This window comes from Pseudomonas sp. DSP3-2-3, from assembly GCF_049898225.1.
Lineage (GTDB): Bacteria > Pseudomonadota > Gammaproteobacteria > Pseudomonadales > Pseudomonadaceae > Aquipseudomonas.
In genome coordinates, this window is sequence record NZ_JAFCXH010000005.1 from 82,251 (window position 1) to 99,072 (window position 16,822).

The window sequence follows — 16,822 nt, forward strand, 5'->3', positions numbered from 1 at the left end:
AAGACAAATAAAACGTAGATGGACACGCCCATGACTGCCATTACCATCGAACGCTTCGATACCCAGATCGTCGACTTGCCCACTATCCGCCCGCACAAACTGGCGATGCACACCATGCATGGCCAGACGCTGGTCATCCTGCGCATCCAGTGCAGCGACGGCATCGTCGGCATCGGCGAAGCCACCACCATCGGTGGCCTGGCCTACGCCGGGGAAAGCCCGGAAAGCATCAAGGTCAATCTCGACACATGGTTCGCGCCGTTGCTCATCGGGCAGGACGCCAGCAACCTGAACGCCGCGATGCAAAGGGTCGATCACGCCATTCGTGGCAATACTTTCGCCCGCTCGGCGGTGGAAACAGCGCTGCTCGACGCACTCGGCAAACGCCTTGGCCTGCCGGTAGCCGAAGTGCTCGGCGGGCGAGTGCGCGACGGGGTCGAGGTCGCCTGGACCCTCGCCAGTGGCGATACCAGCCGGGATATCGAGGAGGCCGAACGGATGCTCGATATTCGCCGCCACCGCCACTTCAAACTGAAGATCGGTGCGGGCGAACCGGCTCGTGACATTGCTCACGTCGCAGCGATCAAGCGCGCGTTGGGTGATCGCGCCAGTGTGCGCGTCGATATCAATCAGGCATGGAGCGAAGCCGTCGCCGTGCGCGCTTGCCGGTTATTGGCCGATGCGGGCGTGGAGCTGATCGAGCAACCACTGTCGCGGCATGATCGCGCCGGGATGGTGCGGTTGAGCGCCCACAGCCCGATTCCGTTGATGGCCGATGAAGCCATTGAGTCGGTACAGGACAGCTTTGCCCTGGCGCAAATGGGCGCTGCGTCGATTTTTGCCCTGAAGATCGCCAAGACCGGTGGCCCGCTGGCGGTCTTGCGCACGGCGGCCATCGCCCAGGCGGCGGGCATCGGCCTGTACGGCGGCACCATGCTCGAAGGCAGCGTCGGCACCCTGGCCGCCGCTCATGCCTTTGCCACGCTGGACAAGCTTGAGTGGCACACCGAACTGTTCGGGCCGCTGTTGCTGACCGAGGACATTCTGGTCGAGCCACCGGTCTACCGGGATTTCCAGCTGCTGATTCCGCGCACGCCGGGCCTAGGGCTGGAACTGGACGACGAACGCCTGGCGCGCTTTGCCCGCCACTGATTCGCGACGGCTCTACAGCAACTCTGCAGCAACTGTGCAAAAGAAATCTGACCCATACAAGAGGACACCCACGCCATGCTTTTTCACGTACGCATGACCGTTAAACTCCCCGTCGACATGCCGGCCGAGCAGTCCGCCCGGCTCAAGGCCGATGAAAAGCAACTCGCCCAGCGTCTGCAACAAGAGGGTACCTGGCGTCACCTTTGGCGCCTCGCCGGGCTCTATGCCAACGTCAGCGTATTCGACGTGGCGGACGCCCAGGCGCTGCACGACACGCTGATGCAACTGCCGCTTTATCCGTACATGGAAATCGAAGTCATGGCGCTGTGTCGGCATCCGTCTTCGATTCATGCCGACGATCGCTGAGTTCGTTTCAGCCACCGCTCCATCACAAGAACAATGATGAGGACCACCGCCATGACTATTCGTATTTCCCAAACCGCACAGGTTCAGCAGTTTCTCGAAGGCGCTGCCGGTTTCGACCAACCGGCAGGCAGCCAGCGCATGAAGACTGTGGTGCATCGGGTGCTGAACGACACCGTCAAAATCATCGAAGACCTGCAGATCACGCCGGAAGAATTCTGGAAAGCCGTCAACTATCTCAATGAGCTGGGCAGCCGCCAGGAAGCCGGATTGCTGGTGGCCGGTCTCGGCCTTGAGCACTACCTCGATTTGCTGATGGACGCCGAAGACGCGCAGGCCGGCCATGTCGGCGGCACGCCGCGCACCATTGAGGGTCCGCTGTATGTCGCGGGTGCGCCACTGTGCGAGCACAAGGCGCGGCTGGATGACGGTCAGGACGCGGGCACCGTGTTGTTCATGCGTGGCCAGGTGCGCGGCACCGATGGCGCGCCGTTGGCCAACGCCATCGTCGATGTCTGGCACGCCAATACCGGCGGCACCTATTCGTACTTCGATCCTGCGCAATCGGAATTCAACCTGCGTCGCCGCATTCAGACCGATGCTCAGGGTCGTTATGAATTCCAGAGCATCGTGCCTTCGGGTTATGGCTGCCCGCCGGATGGTCCGACGCAACACTTGCTCGACCAGCTGGGCCGTCATGGCCAGCGGCCCGCGCATATCCACTTCTTTATCTCGGCCCCCGGCCATCGCCACCTGACGACACAGATCAATCTCGCCGGCGATCAATACCTGCACGACGATTTTGCCTACGCCACCCGCGATGAGCTGATCGCCGAGATCCGTTTCAGCGACGATGCCAACGGCAGGCACGCTGACATCGACTTCGATTTTGAATTGCAGCCCGCAGCTCAAACCCATGATGAACAGCGGCAGGGTCGGGTGAGGGCGCTGGAAGCCTGAAGCTTTGGTGTTCAAAACGCTCTCGCCGGCAGTTCGCCGCCTGCGGGAGCGTTCGTCGTACGCCAGCCTGATAAAAACAAGAGAAGCCAGCCATGAATCAGTTATTAAGCGAACGCAGCCAGATCTACGACCACGCCGATGCCTACGCCGTGTCGGAATACGTCAATCAGCATGTGGGCAGTCACCGCATTCGTTTACTGCCCAAAGGCCGACCTCAGGCGAGCATCAGCCATCGGACCTTTTCCAGTCTTGACCTGTGCCGCATCAGTTATGGCGCGCCGGTACGGGTGACCTCGCCAGCGCTGGAAACGATTTATCACTTGCAGATTCTTCTGCACGGGCATTGCCGCTCCAGTGAGCGGGGTGAAGAGCAGATCTATCGGCCGGGCGAGATCCTGCTGATCAATCCCGATGATCCGGTGGACCTGACCTATTCCGCCGACTGCGAAAAATTCATCGTCAAGCTGCCGGTGCGCCTGATCGAAAACGCCTGCCTTGAGCAGCACTGGACGCTGCCGCAACAGGGCATCCGTTTTGCTGCCGCGCGCCAGCACCTGAAGACCATGGGCGGCTTTGTGCAGCTGTTGGGATTGATCTGCCAGGAAGCCGAAAATGCCGCAGGCGCCGAAGTGCAAGGGCTGTATGAGCGCATCGTTGCCAACAAACTGCTGGAGCTGGTGAGCAGCAACGTGTTGCGGGTCATCCCCAAACCTGAGGGAAATGGCGGCTTTGAAGTGGTGCGGCAATTCATCGAGGAGCACTTGACCGAAGACATCAGCATCGAGCAATTGATGGCGGTGGCCCGGGTCAGCGAACGCACGCTGTACACCTTGTTCGAGCGTCAGGTCGGGTTGGCGCCCCGTGAGTTTGTGCGCCAGCGCAGGCTGGAGCGGGTCCACGCGGTGCTACAACTGGCAACGGCGCGCAGCGTCACCGAGGTCGCGCTGGATCATGGTTTTCTGCATCTGGGCAGGTTCTCCAGCGCCTATCGCACGCGGTTCGGTGAGTTACCCTCGCAAACCTGGCGGCGGCAGCGCTGAAAATTCGCACCGGGCGGATAGCGATCCGCAGCCACTGGATATTGAGGGGGCAAGCAAGGACATATGGTGAAGGTGCCTGATACAAGAACAACCGAGGGCCTTCCCCATGATCAGCACGCTCGACCGACTCGCCCGTCAACTCAGCGAATCCGTTCAGGATGACCCCGCTACCGGGATCTTCCGTTGCCGCCGCGACATCTTCATCGACACCGAATTATTCGCCCTGGAGATGAAACACATCTTCGAAAGTGGCTGGGTCTACCTGGCTCACGAAAGCCAGGTGTCGCACATCAACGACTACTTCACCACCTACATCGGCCGCCAGCCGGTTGTCGTCACCCGCGACAAACAAGGCGTGCTGCACGGCCTGGTCAATGCCTGCGCCCATCGCGGTGCCATGCTTTGCCGCCGCAAACAAGGTAACAAAGGTTCATTCACCTGCCCGTTTCACGGCTGGACCTTCAGCAACGCCGGCAAACTGCTCAAAGTGAAGGACGCCAAGACCGGCGCCTACCCGGACAGTTTCGACTGCGACGGCTCCCACGATCTGCAACGCCTGGCCCGTTTCGAAAGCTACCGTGGCTTCCTGTTCGGCAGTCTCAGCGCTGACGTGCCTGAGCTCAGCGATTACCTGGGCGAAACCCGGGTCATCATCGACCAGATGGTCGATCAGGCGCCGGAAGGCCTGGAAGTGCTGCGCGGCAGTTCGTCCTACGTGTATGACGGCAACTGGAAGCTGCAAATCGAGAACGGCGCCGACGGTTATCACGTCAGCTCGGTGCACTGGAATTACTCGGCAACCATGGGCCGCCGCAATTACGAAGCCGAAGGCACGCGCACCGTAGACGCCAATGGCTGGTCGAAAAGCCTGGGCGGTGTTTACGCCTTCGAGCATGGGCATATTCTGCTCTGGACCCGTTTGCTCAACCCCGAAGTGCGTCCGGTGCATGCCCATCGCGAGGCGCTGGCCGAACGTCTGGGGCAGGCGCGTGCCGACTTCATCGTCGACCAGACCCGCAATCTCTGTCTGTATCCCAATGTCTACCTGATGGACCAGTTCTCGACGCAGATTCGTGTAGTGCGACCCCTCTCGGTGGACAAGACCGAAGTCACGATTTATTGCATGGCGCCCAAGGGCGAAAGTGCCCAGGAACGTGCGACGCGGATTCGTCAATACGAAGATTTCTTCAACGTCAGCGGCATGGGTACGCCGGACGACCTGGAAGAATTTCGTGCCTGCCAGACCGGTTATCAGGGCACCACGAATCTGTGGAATGACCTGAGTCGCGGTGCCACGCAGTGGATCGACGGCGCGGACGAAAATGCCCGGGAGATGGGCATCAACCCGCAACTCAGCGGCGTGAAGACCGAAGACGAAGGCTTGTTCGTGCGCCAGCATGCGCATTGGGCCGCGACCCTGCAAAAGGCGATCGAAATCGAGCAGCAAGGCTTGATCGCCACGGACAAGGAGGTGCGCTCGTGAGCATTTCCCGTGATCGTCTGCTGGATTTCCTGTACCGCGAGGCCCGCCTGCTCGATGACCGGCAGTGGGACCAGTGGCTGGAATGCTACTCGCCAAACGTGGAGTTCTGGATGCCGGCCTGGGATGACCAGGACAGCCTGACCGAAGATCCGCAACGCGAGATTTCGCTGATTTACTACCCGAGTCGTGACGGCCTTGAAGATCGCGTGTTCCGGATCAAGACCGAACGCTCCAGTGCCAGCATGCCCGAACCGCGCACCGCGCATTTCGTGGCGAACCTGGAGGTGCTGGCCGATGACGGCGCCACTGTCGAGTTGCGTTTCAACTGGCAAACCCTCAGCCATCGCTACAAGACCACGGATACGTACTTCGGCACCTCGTTCTATCGCCTCGATGTGCGGCCCGAACAGCCGCTGATCACGCGCAAGAAAGTGGTGCTCAAGAACGACTACATCCATCAGGTCATCGATATCTACCACATCTGAGGGCACGCTCATGACGTACTCCATAGCCTTGAACTTTGAGGACGGGGTGACCCGTTTCATCGACTGCAAGATCGGCGAAAAGGTGCTGGATGCCGCCTTCCGCCAGCGCATCAACTTGCCCATGGACTGCTCGGACGGTGTGTGCGGGACCTGCAAATGTCGCTGTGAAGCCGGCGACTATGAATTGGGTGACGACTACATCGAAGACGCCTTGAGCGAGGACGAAGTCGAGCAGCGGCAAGTGCTGACTTGCCAGATGGTGCCGCAATCGGATTGCGTCATCGCCGTGCCCGTCCCGTCCAGCACCTGCAAGACCGGCACCGCGCAGTTCGCCGCCTCTGTGGCCAGCCTCACTACGCACGCCGATGCTGCACTGGAAGTCAGCTTCGATCTGGATCAGGTGCCGGTATTTTTGCCCGGTCAGTACGTCAATATTGGCGTGCCCGGCAGCAACCAGACGCGCTCGTATTCGTTCAGCAGCAAACCCGGGGAGCGCCGTGCGAGCTTCCTGATCAAACAGGTGCCAGGCGGCTTGATGAGCGGCTGGCTGGAGCGGGCGCAGGTCGGCGACACGGTTGCCATGACCGGCCCGTTGGGTAGCTTCTATCTGCGTGCGGTCACCCGGCCCTTGTTGTTGCTGGCCGGTGGTACCGGGTTGGCGCCGTTCCTGTCGATGCTTGAAGTGCTCGCCGAACGCAATGAAACCCGCCAGATAAGGCTGATCTACGGGGTGACCCGGGATCAGGATCTGGTCATGGTCCAGGCCCTGCAAGCGTTCGCTGCGCGCCTGAGCAACTTCAGTTTTGTCACTTGTGTGGCCGACCCGCAGACCGGCCATGCGCAGCAGGGTTATGTCACTCAGCACATGGCGCCGCACATGCTCAACGACGGAGATGTCGATGTCTACCTGTGCGGCCCGCCGCCGATGGTCGATGCGGTGCGCAAGCACTTCACGGCGGCTGGCGTGACCCCGGCCAGCTTCCATTACGAGAAGTTCACGCCCAACGCGATTGTGACCGGCGACGCTGCCTGAGGAAAACAACATGAACCCACGTTTCAACAATAAGGTCGCGCTGGTCACCGGCGCGGCCCAGGGCATCGGTCTGCGCGTCGCCGAGCGTTTGCTGGAGGAGGGCGCCTGGCTGGTGGCGGTGGACCGCTCGGAGCTGGTGCATGAGTTGCAGCACGATCGCGCGCTGACCCTGACGGCAGATCTGGAACGCCATGCTGAATGCGCCAACGTCATGGCTGCCGCGAAAAAACGTTTTGGCCGCATCGACATTCTGGTCAATAACGTCGGCGGGACGATCTGGGCCAAGCCGTTCGAGCACTACGCAGAGGACGAGATCGAAGCCGAAGTGCGCCGTTCGCTGTTCCCGACGTTGTGGTGTTGCCATACCGTATTGCCGTACATGCTTGAGCAGGGCAGCGGTGCCATCGTCAATGTGTCATCCATCGCCACGCGCAGCGTCAATCGGGTTCCCTATGGTGCGGCGAAGGGTGGCGTCAACGCGCTGACCGCGTGCCTGGCGCTGGAAACCGCCGGCAGCGGCGTGCGGGTCAATGCAACCGCGCCTGGCGGCACCGAAGCCCCGCCTCGGCGCATCCCGCGCAACGCTCAGCCGCAGAGCGAGCAGGAAAGCGTGTGGTACCGGCAAATCGTCGATCAGACGCTCAACAGCAGCTTGATGAAGCGCTACGGCACCATCGACGAACAGGCGGCAGCCATTCTGTTTCTGGCTTCCGACGAGGCCTCGTATATCACCGGGGTAACCCTTCCAGTGGGCGGCGGCGATCTGGGCTGACATTGGACGACAGGCGTTTGCCGGTACTGAAAAACCGGCCATCTGCCCAGGCTCATTGATAAGCAAAGTCAGCCGATACAGCGGTATCGAGTCTTTGTTTCACGTCAAGCCGCCTGGAATTACATGCCAAAATCCGACCCGCAAATGGCTGTCCATCCGGTGCCGAACCGCTCCAGCGTAGCGCTGGCGCGGGGTTCGTTGTTCAAGTTTGCCGGGTTGTTGGCGGGGGTGATTCTGCTGGCCAGCGGTCTGCTCGTCTACGTTGCGGCCAATCTCGACGACATCGAAGAAGTTGAAAGTGCCTTCTACACCCGGAAGGCTGTGCAATCGCTGGAAAAATCCCTGCGCCTGACCGTCAAGGATTACGCCTTTTGGGGCGATGCCTACAAGCACTTGCATACCGAGCTGGATACCGATTGGGCGTTCGTGCGGCAGAACGTAGGTCCAACTCTTTACGAGGATTTCGGCTTTCAAGGCTTGTTTGTAGTCGATGCTGCCAATCGAACCGCATACTCGGTCATCAATGGCACGCTGCAGAACGTGGACTTCGCGCAGTGGCTGGCACAACCCATCGACGCGATTCTCGATCGGGCCCGTGCCGGAGCAGAGAATGAAACGCCGATAACGACCCTCGTCAATGTGCGCGGCATTCCGGCTGTGGTTGCGGCGGCAGCGATTACGCCGGGTACTGATCCGACCGCGGTGCCGGACGACGGACTGCCATCGGTGTTGATTTTCGTGGAAATGCTCGACAGCTCCCGGCTTGCAGCGATAGGCAAGGACTACGGGGTCGAAGGGCTGCACATCTCAACCTCCGATGAAGTCCATGAGACCTCAATACTGCCCTTGGGTGAAAACGGTGCCGCAGGTGCATTGCATTGGCAACCGCCCAAGCCGGGCCAGCAACTGCTGGGGCTTGTGCTGCCTGTGATCGGATTCGCCGCGTTGTTGGTCTGGCTGATGACCTGGGCCATTTTGCGGCGTACGACGGTTGCCGCACGAGCCCTTGATTCAAGCTTTGCCTCTCTGCAAACCAGTCAGCAAGCATTGGCGACCAGTGAAGCGCGTTTTCGTGATGTGGTTGAAGCCAGCTCTGACTGGATATGGGAAATCGATGCCGACTGGCGTTTCACCTACCTGTCCGAACGTTTTGAAATCGTCACCGGCCTGTCCAGAGAAACCTGGATTGGCGCAACCATCGACGATTTGCTGCGCACCGAACTCGGCGCTTTATCGCAGTGCCTGAGCATTCCCAATCGTCGGCCCTGCATCAGCTTCCAGTGCAATTATGTGGATGTAAGAGGCGATGCAAGAATCACCCGTTTGTCTGCGCGTGAACTGCCAGGCAATGGTTTTCGTGGCACTGCGACAGATGTCACCGAGGAAGTTGAAGCGCGGCGGCGCATCGAGTTCCTGTCGCAGCATGATGCGCTGACCGGATTGCCGAACAGGATACGGCTGCAGGAGTTTCTTGACGGGAAGCTCAAGGCGATGCCGACCCCCGACCAGCCGCTGGTAATGCTCAGTCTGGACCTTGACCGCTTCAAGCCGGTCAACGACCTGCTGGGCCACGCTGCCGGTGATCGGGTGCTCAACGAAGTTTCGCGGCGTCTGGCGGAGTGCCTGCGCAGCGGCGACCTCGTAGCGCGGATCGGCGGTGACGAGTTCGTACTGATCCTCACCGATATCAGCTCCCAGGAAGGCGTCGAAGCCTTGTGCCGTCGGTTGATCGATTCCATCGAGCAGCCGATAGACATCGATGAGCAGGATATTTTCATCAGCGCCAGCATTGGCATCGCCATGGCCCCCAACGATGCTTCCCTGGCAGCCGAACTGCTGCGCTACGCCGATATGGCCTTGTACGAGGCGAAGGCCGGCGGCCGCAACACCTGGCGCTTTTTCGCCGATGACATGAACGCCCGGATCATCGAACGTCGGCGACTGGAAAACGATCTGCGCTTTGCCATCAAAAACGGCGAACTTCGCCTGCATTTCCAGCCGCGCTACCGCATCGCGGACGGCCGGATGGTGGGTGCCGAAGCGCTGGTGCGCTGGCAACATCCGCAGCGCGGCCTGATACCGCCAGACACATTTATCCCCATCGCCGAGGAAACCGGGCTGATTCTGCCGTTGAGCAACTGGGTGCTGAATACCGCTTGCCAATGCGCGTCCGACTGGCCCGCAGGACTGTTCGTGTCCGTAAACCTGTCGCCGACAGAGTTCCAGCGCGGCAACCTGGTCGAGCGGATTCAGCAGGCGCTCGCCGACACCGGGATCGATCCGTCGCGGGTCGAACTCGAAGTTACTGAAAGCGTCATGCTCGACGACGCCGCAGGTGCGCTTGAGCTCATGCATGCCCTTAAACGGCTTGGCGTTCGGCTGTCCATGGATGATTTCGGCACGGGCTATTCCTCGCTGAGCTACCTGCGCTCGTTCCCGTTCGATGGCCTGAAAATCGACCGCAGCTTCCTCAATCGCCTGAGCGAAAGCGCGGATGACCAGTCCATTGTCCGGGCCATCGTCGGTCTGGGACGTGCATTGTCCCTGACGGTAACGGCCGAAGGCATCGAAACGGCGGAGCATCTTGAACTGCTCAAAGCCGTTTGCTGCGATGAGGGCCAGGGTTATTTCCTGAACCGGCCAATGGACGTTCAATCCTTCAATGCGCTCCTGGGAACATTAGAGATTGAGGGCACATGACCGACAGCATTAACTCAGGAGGAAATCCAGAACCCCGGCGGTAAAGGCTTGACCCGCTTCCACATTCGACAGGTGTGCTGCATTTAATACCACCCCTTTAGCGCCTTTGATTGCGTTCACCATGAAATTTCCGTCTGCCACGGTAGTCACCGGGTCCTGGTCGCCGCTGACCACCAGCACCGGCAAGCGTACCGTCGCAATCTGCTCGCGAAAGTCGGCGTCACGCACCGCTGCGCAGTTGGCCGCATAGCCTGCGGGCGAAGTGTTGGCGAGCATCTCGACCAGGCGGTTGACTTGCCCAGGCTGCGTCTCGGCGAAGCGGGGCGTGAACCAGCGGGAAATGGTTGCGTCACGCAGGGCCAGCATCGCCGGGCGGCCGTCGCGCAGTACCGCTTCAATGCGCGGATTCCACACCTCAGGGCTGGCGATTTTCGCGGCGGTGTTGCACAGCACCACGCGTCTGAGCCGCTGCGGGGCATTGAGCATCAGCCACTGGCCGATCAGGCCACCCATCGACAAACCGCAAAAATCTGCCTGCCGGATGCCCAGCGCGTCCAGCAACGCGAGCACGTCCCGGCCATTTTGCTCGATGGTGTAAGGGCCAGCGCTGACCAATGACTGGCCATGCCCGCGCGTGTCATAACGCAACACCCGCAAATGCTCGGTTAGCGCCGGAATTTGCGCGTCCCACATGCCCAAGTGGGTGCCGAGGGAATTGGAGAGCAGTAAGACCGGTGCAGATTGGGGCCCGTCCAGCTGGTAGTAGAGATCGCCATCAGGCAGAGAAATTGTCGGCATTGAGGTTCCTTGGACTCGCTACGATGCGAGCAATACATGGTTTATCCGACTCAAGATCGCATCCCGTCTGGTCACGGGTCCAATATCCGATGGGTCTGGCTTGATACCGGGCAGGTATTGGAGAATGAGTTGATTGTCGGATTCGAGACCAACGTTGGAGATTCCATGGTGGGAATGCCCGACTGTGACGGAAGAGCTTTTGTGGGAGAGGACTTGTCCTCGATAGCCAGCCCAGACGACCCTGATCACTGACCCACTTGCAGTGCTGAAATTACCGCCATCGAGGGCAAGTCCTCTCCCACAGGAAATGGCCTGACCATGGATTGTTCCGTCACATGGAACATCGGGTGACTTCAAGTTCAACCATGCGAGCCACGCTCCAGCGAGTGTTAATCTGCTGAACCCCAAATTCATCAACCGGGCTAATTCCAATGTTCACTATCCGCGTCATGACCCTGGCCGACTACGATGCGGTCATCGAGCTCATGAGCAAGACTCCAGGCATCTCGTTACGTGATGCCGACTCTCGCGAGGCGACTGCTCGTTACTTGCTGCGCAATCCCGAAATGAGTTTCGTTGCCGAAGTTGCGGGCGCGCTCGCCGCGTGCGTGATGTGCGGACATGACGGTCGCCGGGGTTATCTGCAACATTTGGTGGTGCTTGACGAATATCGCCGGCAAGGCATCGCCACGTCGCTGGTCCAGCATTGTCTTTCCAGTCTTGAAGCGCAGGGCATCCTTAAATGTCACCTTGATGTGTTCAAGACCAATGCAGCCGCCGCGCAGTATTGGCAAGGCCAGGGCTGGCAGCTTCGAACCGACATTGACCGGTATTCGTTTACCCGGTCGGGGCATGGCAACGCTTGATACGACGTTTTCAACACCTTCTCTCGTAGCCTGAACGCGCGGGCAGCTGACAGAGTATGACTATCACCTATTAACGCTGCGTCTATTAGAAACCTTCACAGGAGGCGACTAGGCTTGATCTACCGTTGGCGCAGGCCAGCGGTTGACCTGATAGCAGGAGAGAGGCATGAGCCAGGCGCCTGCTCTGCCGCCGTGGACCGCCCCCGTAGGCAAGCTGATTGCCGATATCAAGAATTCGTGTGGACACAACGGTAGAAAAACCAGCAGCTGGTCCCGTGCCATTGATTCTATTCATCTTCCCCCGTCGCTCAGACCGGCCCGGGCAAGCGGATGAACTCGACCAAAGGTAGCTCGCACATGGCAAATGAATCGAAATGTCCGTTCAGTCAAGCCGCTGGCAGTGGCACCACGAACCGCGACTGGTGGCCGAATCAGCTGAACCTGAAAATTCTTCACCAGCACTCGTCCTTGTCCGATCCCATGGGCGAAGACTTCAACTACGCCGAGGCATTCAAGAGCCTCGACCTGGCAGCGGTCAAGCAAGACCTGCATGCGCTGATGACCGAGTCCCAGGACTGGTGGCCGGCGGACTTTGGTCATTACGGGCCGCTGTTCATTCGCATGGCCTGGCACAGCGCGGGTACCTATCGCACCGGTGACGGTCGCGGCGGTGCCGGTGCCGGTCAACAGCGGTTTGCACCACTCAACAGCTGGCCGGATAACGTCAGCCTCGACAAGGCGCGCCGGCTGATCTGGCCGGTCAAGCAGAAATACGGGCGGAAGATTTCCTGGGCCGACCTGATCGTGCTCACCGGCAACGTCGCGCTGGAGTCCATGGGCTTCAAGCCCTTCGGGTTTTCGGGCGGGCGTCCGGACGTCTGGGAACCTGATGAGGACATCTATTGGGGGTCCGAGAAAACCTGGCTCGGCGGTGATACCCGCTACGGCAAGGAAGCCCAACCGCCGGGAGAGGGTGTGCTGGTGGCCGAAGCCGATAAGCATGGCACCGAAGAAAGTCGCACTGACAACCAGGGCCGCAACCTGGAAAATCCCCTCGCTGCGGTGCAAATGGGGCTGATCTACGTTAACCCCGAAGGCCCGGAAGGCAATCCGGATCCGGTAGCGTCGGCAAAAGATATCCGCGAAACATTCGGTCGTATGGCGATGAATGACGAAGAAACGGTCGCGCTGATCGCGGGTGGTCACGCCTTCGGCAAGACTCATGGCGCCGGGCCTGCGGACAATGTGGGTGCCGAACCGGAAGCCGCCGGTCTTGAAGAACAAGGGCTGGGCTGGAAAAACAGTTTTGGCACGGGCAAAGGCCCCGACACCATCACCAGTGGCCTGGAGGTGACCTGGACTTCAACGCCGACTCAATGGAGCAACCAGTATCTGGAAAACCTGTTCGGTTTTGAATGGGAGCTGACCAAAAGCCCGGCTGGCGCCAATCAATGGCGGCCCAAAGATGGCGCGGGTGCCGATACCGTGCCGGATGCCCATGACCCGTCCAAGCGCCGCGCACCGTCGATGCTGACTTCGGACCTGGCCCTGCGCTTTGATCCGATCTATGAAAAAATCTCCCGGCGCTTTCTTGAAAACCCCGACCAGTTGACCGATGCGTTCGCCCGCGCCTGGTTCAAGCTGACCCATCGCGACATGGGACCGCTGTCGCGCTACCTCGGCCCGGAAATGCCGGCTGAAGAGTTGCTCTGGCAAGACCCGATTCCGGAAGTCGATCATGGTCTGGTCAATGAAGCCGACATTGCCGCGCTGAAAAGCAAGCTCCAGACCAGCGGCTTGTCGGTGGCGCAGCTGGTGTCCACCGCCTGGGCAGCCGCGTCCACCTTCCGTGGCTCGGACAAACGGGGTGGTGCCAATGGTGGGCGTCTGCGTCTGGCACCGCAAAAGTTCTGGCAGGCCAACCAGCCCGAGCAATTGGCGAGCGTGCTGGAAACCCTTGAAGGGATTCAGGCCGAATTCAATCAGACGCAGTTTGGCGGCAAAAAAATCTCGCTGGCGGACCTGATCGTACTGGGCGGCTGTGCCGGCATCGAACAGGCGGCAAAAAATGCCGGACAAACCCTGACCGTGCCATTTTCGCCGGGGCGCATGGACGCGTCTCAGGAGCAGACAGATGTGGAGTCGTTCGGCTTTCTCGAACCCGCTGCCGATGGTTTCCGTAACTATGCCAAAGGTCGCTACAGCCTTTCGGCCGAGGCTTTGCTGATCGACAAGGCGCAACTCCTGACCCTGACCGCGCCAGAGATGACCGTGCTGCTCGGTGGCCTGCGGGTGTTGAATACAAACTACAAACAGAGCCCCCATGGTGTGTTCACCAGTCGGCCCGAAGCGTTGACCAATGACTTCTTCATCAACCTGTTGGACATGAGCACCGAGTGGAAACCCGTTTCGCAAGCAGCGGAGGAGTTTGAAGGGCGTGATCGCAAAACCGGCCAGGTGAAATGGATGGGCACCCGGGTAGACCTGGTCTTCGGCTCCCACGCGCAGCTGCGGGCGCTGGCTGAAGTCTACGCCAGCTCGGACGCGCAGGAGACGTTCGTAAAAGACTTCGTGGCTGCCTGGGACAAGGTGATGAATCTCGATCGCTTTGATCTTCGATGAACTGACGGTGTGATAAATGAATCAGGCAGCTTCGTGGAGGCGAGGCTGCCTGTGGCTATCAAGTTGGACGAGGCAGCGACAAGCTGGGTTCGCTGCTACCTCGGAATCGTGAATCACGATCAGCTGTCCTGGTCGCTGTAGGCTTCAGTGGTGTATTCGAGGTTGTGGATGACACCTTTGTGATCGGTGTAGACCATGTGCGACTCAACAGTACCGCGGATTGGATTGACGTTCTCAGCGGTGGTGATGCTGATGACTTTGTTGATATCCAGCGGCTCGGAGTAGCTGTACTGCTCAACTTCGGCAGCTGCGACGTTAGGGACATTGTCATTGGCCGAGGCGAATGCGCTAACCATCAAGAGTGCGGCGAACAGTGGAGTTTTCATGGTGTGTATTCCTTAAGTGAGAAGTGGTTGGAAGCAACGTTTCATTTCGTTTGCTTCTGGCAGCGATTCTGTGCGCCTTGAGGAATTTGCAGAAATAGTAATGAGCAATAGCTGGCATCAGTCGCGCTGATACACATTGACGACAGTTGGGCCGAGAACGAGCGTTGGGGCGCAAGAACGGGCTCTTCGCAGGATCACTGCCTGGCCCTTGCCGGTGCTCTGCGTATTCGACATGCTTGCGGACTATCGGCGGCGCAACGCCGTCTGCTCGTCCTGCAGGAGAAGTTGCTTGAACAGTCACATCGCTCCGGTCGATCTCGCCAAGGCCTATCGACTCCTCAATCACGGCCCGACGGTTCTGGTGTCTGCTGCCCATGATGGCGGCGTCGACGTCATGGCCGCCGCCTGGGCCTGCGCCCTGGATTTCATGCCGCCAAAACTGACCGTAGTGCTGGATAAAGCCACCAGGACCCGGGAGTTTGTCGAGGGCAGCAGCATGTTCGTCATTCAGGTGCCCACCGTGGCGCAGTTGCAGTTGACCCACCAAGTGGGCACCACCAGCCTGAATGATGATGCGCAAAAGCTGGCGCATGCGGGCGTGGAGTGGGTTGATCTGGCGGGGCAGGACGTGCCTTGCGTCGCCGGATGTTCCGGCTGGCTGCTCTGTAAGCTGATTCCTGAGCCGCACAATCAGCAGGCTTACGATCTGTTTATTGGTGAAGTGGTTGGCGCATGGTCCGACACTCGCGTGTTCCGCGATGGGCATTGGCATTTCGAGCACGCCGATCCGGCATTGCGCAGCCTGCACTACATCGCTGGCGGGCATTTCTATGCGATCGGTGAAGTGCTCAATGTCGAGCCAGCGACCGAGAGTGACTGACGATTCGGCGTGACATCAGTTGTCGAGCCTGAATGCCAGGGATGCTGCGGGCTGTCGATGGGTCGCAAGCCGTGGCGCTGGAACAGTTCGCCATAGCCGTTGACCAGAAACTGGCCACTGCGGCGCAACCAGTCTTCGCGACGCTCGGTGTAGACCATGGGCAGCAAATACCAGGGCAGGCCGGGCAGGTCATGATGGATCAGATGCAAATTCAGGTTCAGGAACAGCCAGCGCCACGGCCAGCCCGCCTCGTTGATCACCGAACGCTGCTCCGGTGCCTGGGCGGGGCGGTGTTCGTAGTAGGAGCGCACCATGGATAGCCCCAAGGCGAGCACGCTGGACAGCAGGTAACCGAGTATCGGCAGTTCGCCATGCAGCGTGACGAACGCCAGCACCGCGACCACGCACGCGCCGTGGCTGAGCCACATCAGCCAGGCTTGCAGCACGCCGCGCCGCAGCCTTGAAGACTCTTCGACAATAAGACCGCCCAGCGCCAGCGCGGGCCCCACCAACAGGCGCCCGTACAAGGTTTTATTCAACCAGTGCACAGCGCGCCGCAAGACGCCGCTGCGCTGCCAGGCTTGCGCGTCAAGGTAGCGGCTCTCCGGGTCCATTTGCGGCCGGGTCAATTCCTCGTCGCGGTGGTGCAGCAGATGGCTGTCGCGATACAGCGTGTAGGGATACCAGATCGCCAGCGGCGCATAACCCAAAAGTTTATTCAGCCAGCGCCACGGGGAAGGGTGGCCATGCAGCAGCTCATGCTGCAGCGACATCCAGAAGGTGATGACCGGAATCAACAGCAGCAGCGTTAGCGTCTGGCCCAACAGCGGCGCGTAATGAATCAGGGCGAACCATGCCGAGTAAGTGCCGAGCAACAGCAGCCAGGTGGGCCAGTCGCTGCGGGCAGTCCAGGAGGCTTGCAGCTCAAGGATGCGAACGCGGTGTGCGGCGTCGAGGTAGTTAGACATAGGGCAAGTGACCAGATTCTCGGCATTCAGGATGTCGTGGCGGCCAGTGGTCTGGTAGACGCACCCTATCAAGCTTTGTTATGCGTGAATAATCACTAATCCATAGCTTTATATAGCTGTTTCGAATTAGTCAGCGCGTCTTTATGGGGCATGGAGCGCTACCGCTAACCAAACCCGACTGAACTCGGCAGAAAAGGCAGGGGTCTACCGTTTCCACTTATCGTTTGGGACAGCCCAGATGTCCGAACCATCGACCGGTAGCCTCGGCAAATTGTTTACGTTAGGGAGATCGAGCCTGTGACGCGTATTGTTTC

The 16,822-nt window shown here is 59.9% G+C and carries 15 protein-coding genes; 12 read left to right on the top strand and 3 right to left on the bottom strand.

The features are described 5' to 3' along the window. Positions 1–30: 30 nt before the first annotated feature. The 9 genes from ACP7E4_RS07750 to ACP7E4_RS07790 all read left to right on the top strand — a co-directional run bounded on the left by ACP7E4_RS07750 (position 31) and on the right by ACP7E4_RS07790 (position 9,988). Positions 31–1,152, top strand: coding sequence for a muconate cycloisomerase family protein (locus ACP7E4_RS07750; RefSeq protein ID WP_426115190.1), 1,122 nt, complete (start codon positions 31–33; stop codon positions 1,150–1,152). Positions 1,153–1,227: 75 nt separating this feature from the next. Continuing rightward, entirely contained in the window at positions 1,228–1,518 is a 291-nt protein-coding gene (catC, locus tag ACP7E4_RS07755) for a muconolactone Delta-isomerase (protein ID WP_426115188.1), read from the top strand. 51 nt (positions 1,519–1,569) lie between these two features. Then, positions 1,570–2,475, top strand: coding sequence for a catechol 1,2-dioxygenase (gene catA / locus ACP7E4_RS07760; protein WP_426115186.1), 906 nt, complete (start codon positions 1,570–1,572; stop codon positions 2,473–2,475). 92 nt (positions 2,476–2,567) lie between these two features. Continuing rightward, on the top strand, positions 2,568–3,515 hold the full coding sequence (locus ACP7E4_RS07765; protein ID WP_426115184.1) for an AraC family transcriptional regulator: 948 nt from the start codon (positions 2,568–2,570) through the stop codon (positions 3,513–3,515). 106 nt (positions 3,516–3,621) lie between these two features. Further along, positions 3,622–4,998, top strand: coding sequence for a Rieske 2Fe-2S domain-containing protein (locus ACP7E4_RS07770; protein ID WP_426115182.1), 1,377 nt, complete (start codon positions 3,622–3,624; stop codon positions 4,996–4,998). Beyond that, complete coding sequence (gene benB / locus ACP7E4_RS07775; protein WP_426115180.1) at positions 4,995–5,483, top strand: benzoate 1,2-dioxygenase small subunit; 489 nt, start codon at positions 4,995–4,997, stop codon at positions 5,481–5,483. Before ACP7E4_RS07770 ends, benB begins: the two co-directional genes overlap by 4 nt. Before the next feature lie 10 nt (positions 5,484–5,493). Then, positions 5,494–6,516 carry a benzoate 1,2-dioxygenase electron transfer component BenC gene (gene benC, locus ACP7E4_RS07780; protein WP_426115178.1) on the top strand — a complete coding sequence of 341 codons (1,023 nt, stop codon included), beginning with the start codon at positions 5,494–5,496 and terminating at the stop codon, positions 6,514–6,516. Between the two features lie 10 nt (positions 6,517–6,526). Then, positions 6,527–7,288 carry a 1,6-dihydroxycyclohexa-2,4-diene-1-carboxylate dehydrogenase gene (locus ACP7E4_RS07785; protein ID WP_426115176.1) on the top strand — a complete coding sequence of 254 codons (762 nt, stop codon included), beginning with the start codon at positions 6,527–6,529 and terminating at the stop codon, positions 7,286–7,288. A gap of 123 nt (positions 7,289–7,411) precedes the next feature. Next, on the top strand, positions 7,412–9,988 hold the full coding sequence (locus ACP7E4_RS07790; protein ID WP_426115174.1) for a bifunctional diguanylate cyclase/phosphodiesterase: 2,577 nt from the start codon (positions 7,412–7,414) through the stop codon (positions 9,986–9,988). A 9-nt stretch (positions 9,989–9,997) separates the two neighbouring features. Here ACP7E4_RS07790 and pcaD read toward each other — a convergent pair whose 3' ends face one another. After that, a complete protein-coding gene (gene pcaD / locus ACP7E4_RS07795; protein ID WP_426115172.1) occupies positions 9,998–10,786 on the bottom strand; it encodes a 3-oxoadipate enol-lactonase in 789 nt (262 codons plus the stop codon). Positions 10,787–11,217: 431 nt separating this feature from the next. Between pcaD and ACP7E4_RS07800 the strand changes: the two genes are divergently transcribed. Both ACP7E4_RS07800 and katG read left to right on the top strand, forming a co-directional pair. Beyond that, positions 11,218–11,652, top strand: a complete 435-nt coding sequence (locus ACP7E4_RS07800) for a GNAT family N-acetyltransferase (protein ID WP_426115170.1) — start codon at positions 11,218–11,220, stop codon at positions 11,650–11,652. 357 nt (positions 11,653–12,009) lie between these two features. Further along, the gene (gene katG, locus ACP7E4_RS07805; RefSeq protein WP_426115168.1) at positions 12,010–14,274 is read left to right on the top strand and encodes a catalase/peroxidase HPI; all 2,265 of its coding nucleotides are present in this window, start codon (positions 12,010–12,012) and stop codon (positions 14,272–14,274) included. Between the two features lie 119 nt (positions 14,275–14,393). On the opposite strand, the gene ACP7E4_RS07810 is transcribed toward katG, so the two are convergent. Continuing rightward, positions 14,394–14,660, bottom strand: coding sequence for a DUF2790 domain-containing protein (locus tag ACP7E4_RS07810; RefSeq protein WP_426115166.1), 267 nt, complete (start codon positions 14,658–14,660; stop codon positions 14,394–14,396). A gap of 289 nt (positions 14,661–14,949) precedes the next feature. Between ACP7E4_RS07810 and ACP7E4_RS07815 the strand changes: the two genes are divergently transcribed. Next, the gene (locus ACP7E4_RS07815; RefSeq protein WP_426115164.1) at positions 14,950–15,540 is read left to right on the top strand and encodes a flavin reductase family protein; all 591 of its coding nucleotides are present in this window, start codon (positions 14,950–14,952) and stop codon (positions 15,538–15,540) included. Here ACP7E4_RS07815 and ACP7E4_RS07820 read toward each other — a convergent pair. Then, positions 15,489–16,508: a fatty acid desaturase gene (locus ACP7E4_RS07820; RefSeq protein WP_426115162.1), complete on the bottom strand. Its 1,020-nt coding sequence runs from the start codon at positions 16,506–16,508 to the stop codon at positions 15,489–15,491. The genes ACP7E4_RS07815 and ACP7E4_RS07820 overlap by 52 nt on opposite strands. Between the last annotated feature and the right edge of the window lie 314 nt (positions 16,509–16,822).

Excerpts from the sequence above, each read along its gene's own strand:
- ACP7E4_RS07810 (WP_426115166.1), bottom strand. The coding sequence starts at position 14,660 with ATGAAAACTCCACTGTTCGCCGCACTCTTGATGGTTAGCGCATTCGCC.
- catA (WP_426115186.1), top strand. The coding sequence starts at position 1,570 with ATGACTATTCGTATTTCCCAAACCGCACAGGTTCAGCAGTTTCTCGAA.
- benC (WP_426115178.1), top strand. The coding sequence starts at position 5,494 with ATGACGTACTCCATAGCCTTGAACTTTGAGGACGGGGTGACCCGTTTC.
- katG (WP_426115168.1), top strand. The coding sequence starts at position 12,010 with ATGGCAAATGAATCGAAATGTCCGTTCAGTCAAGCCGCTGGCAGTGGC.
- ACP7E4_RS07790 (WP_426115174.1), top strand. The coding sequence starts at position 7,412 with ATGCCAAAATCCGACCCGCAAATGGCTGTCCATCCGGTGCCGAACCGC.
- ACP7E4_RS07770 (WP_426115182.1), top strand. The coding sequence starts at position 3,622 with ATGATCAGCACGCTCGACCGACTCGCCCGTCAACTCAGCGAATCCGTT.
- ACP7E4_RS07765 (WP_426115184.1), top strand. The coding sequence starts at position 2,568 with ATGAATCAGTTATTAAGCGAACGCAGCCAGATCTACGACCACGCCGAT.
- ACP7E4_RS07750 (WP_426115190.1), top strand. The coding sequence starts at position 31 with ATGACTGCCATTACCATCGAACGCTTCGATACCCAGATCGTCGACTTG.
- ACP7E4_RS07820 (WP_426115162.1), bottom strand. The coding sequence starts at position 16,508 with ATGTCTAACTACCTCGACGCCGCACACCGCGTTCGCATCCTTGAGCTG.
- ACP7E4_RS07800 (WP_426115170.1), top strand. The coding sequence starts at position 11,218 with ATGTTCACTATCCGCGTCATGACCCTGGCCGACTACGATGCGGTCATC.
- catC (WP_426115188.1), top strand. The coding sequence starts at position 1,228 with ATGCTTTTTCACGTACGCATGACCGTTAAACTCCCCGTCGACATGCCG.
- pcaD (WP_426115172.1), bottom strand. The coding sequence starts at position 10,786 with ATGCCGACAATTTCTCTGCCTGATGGCGATCTCTACTACCAGCTGGAC.
- ACP7E4_RS07785 (WP_426115176.1), top strand. The coding sequence starts at position 6,527 with ATGAACCCACGTTTCAACAATAAGGTCGCGCTGGTCACCGGCGCGGCC.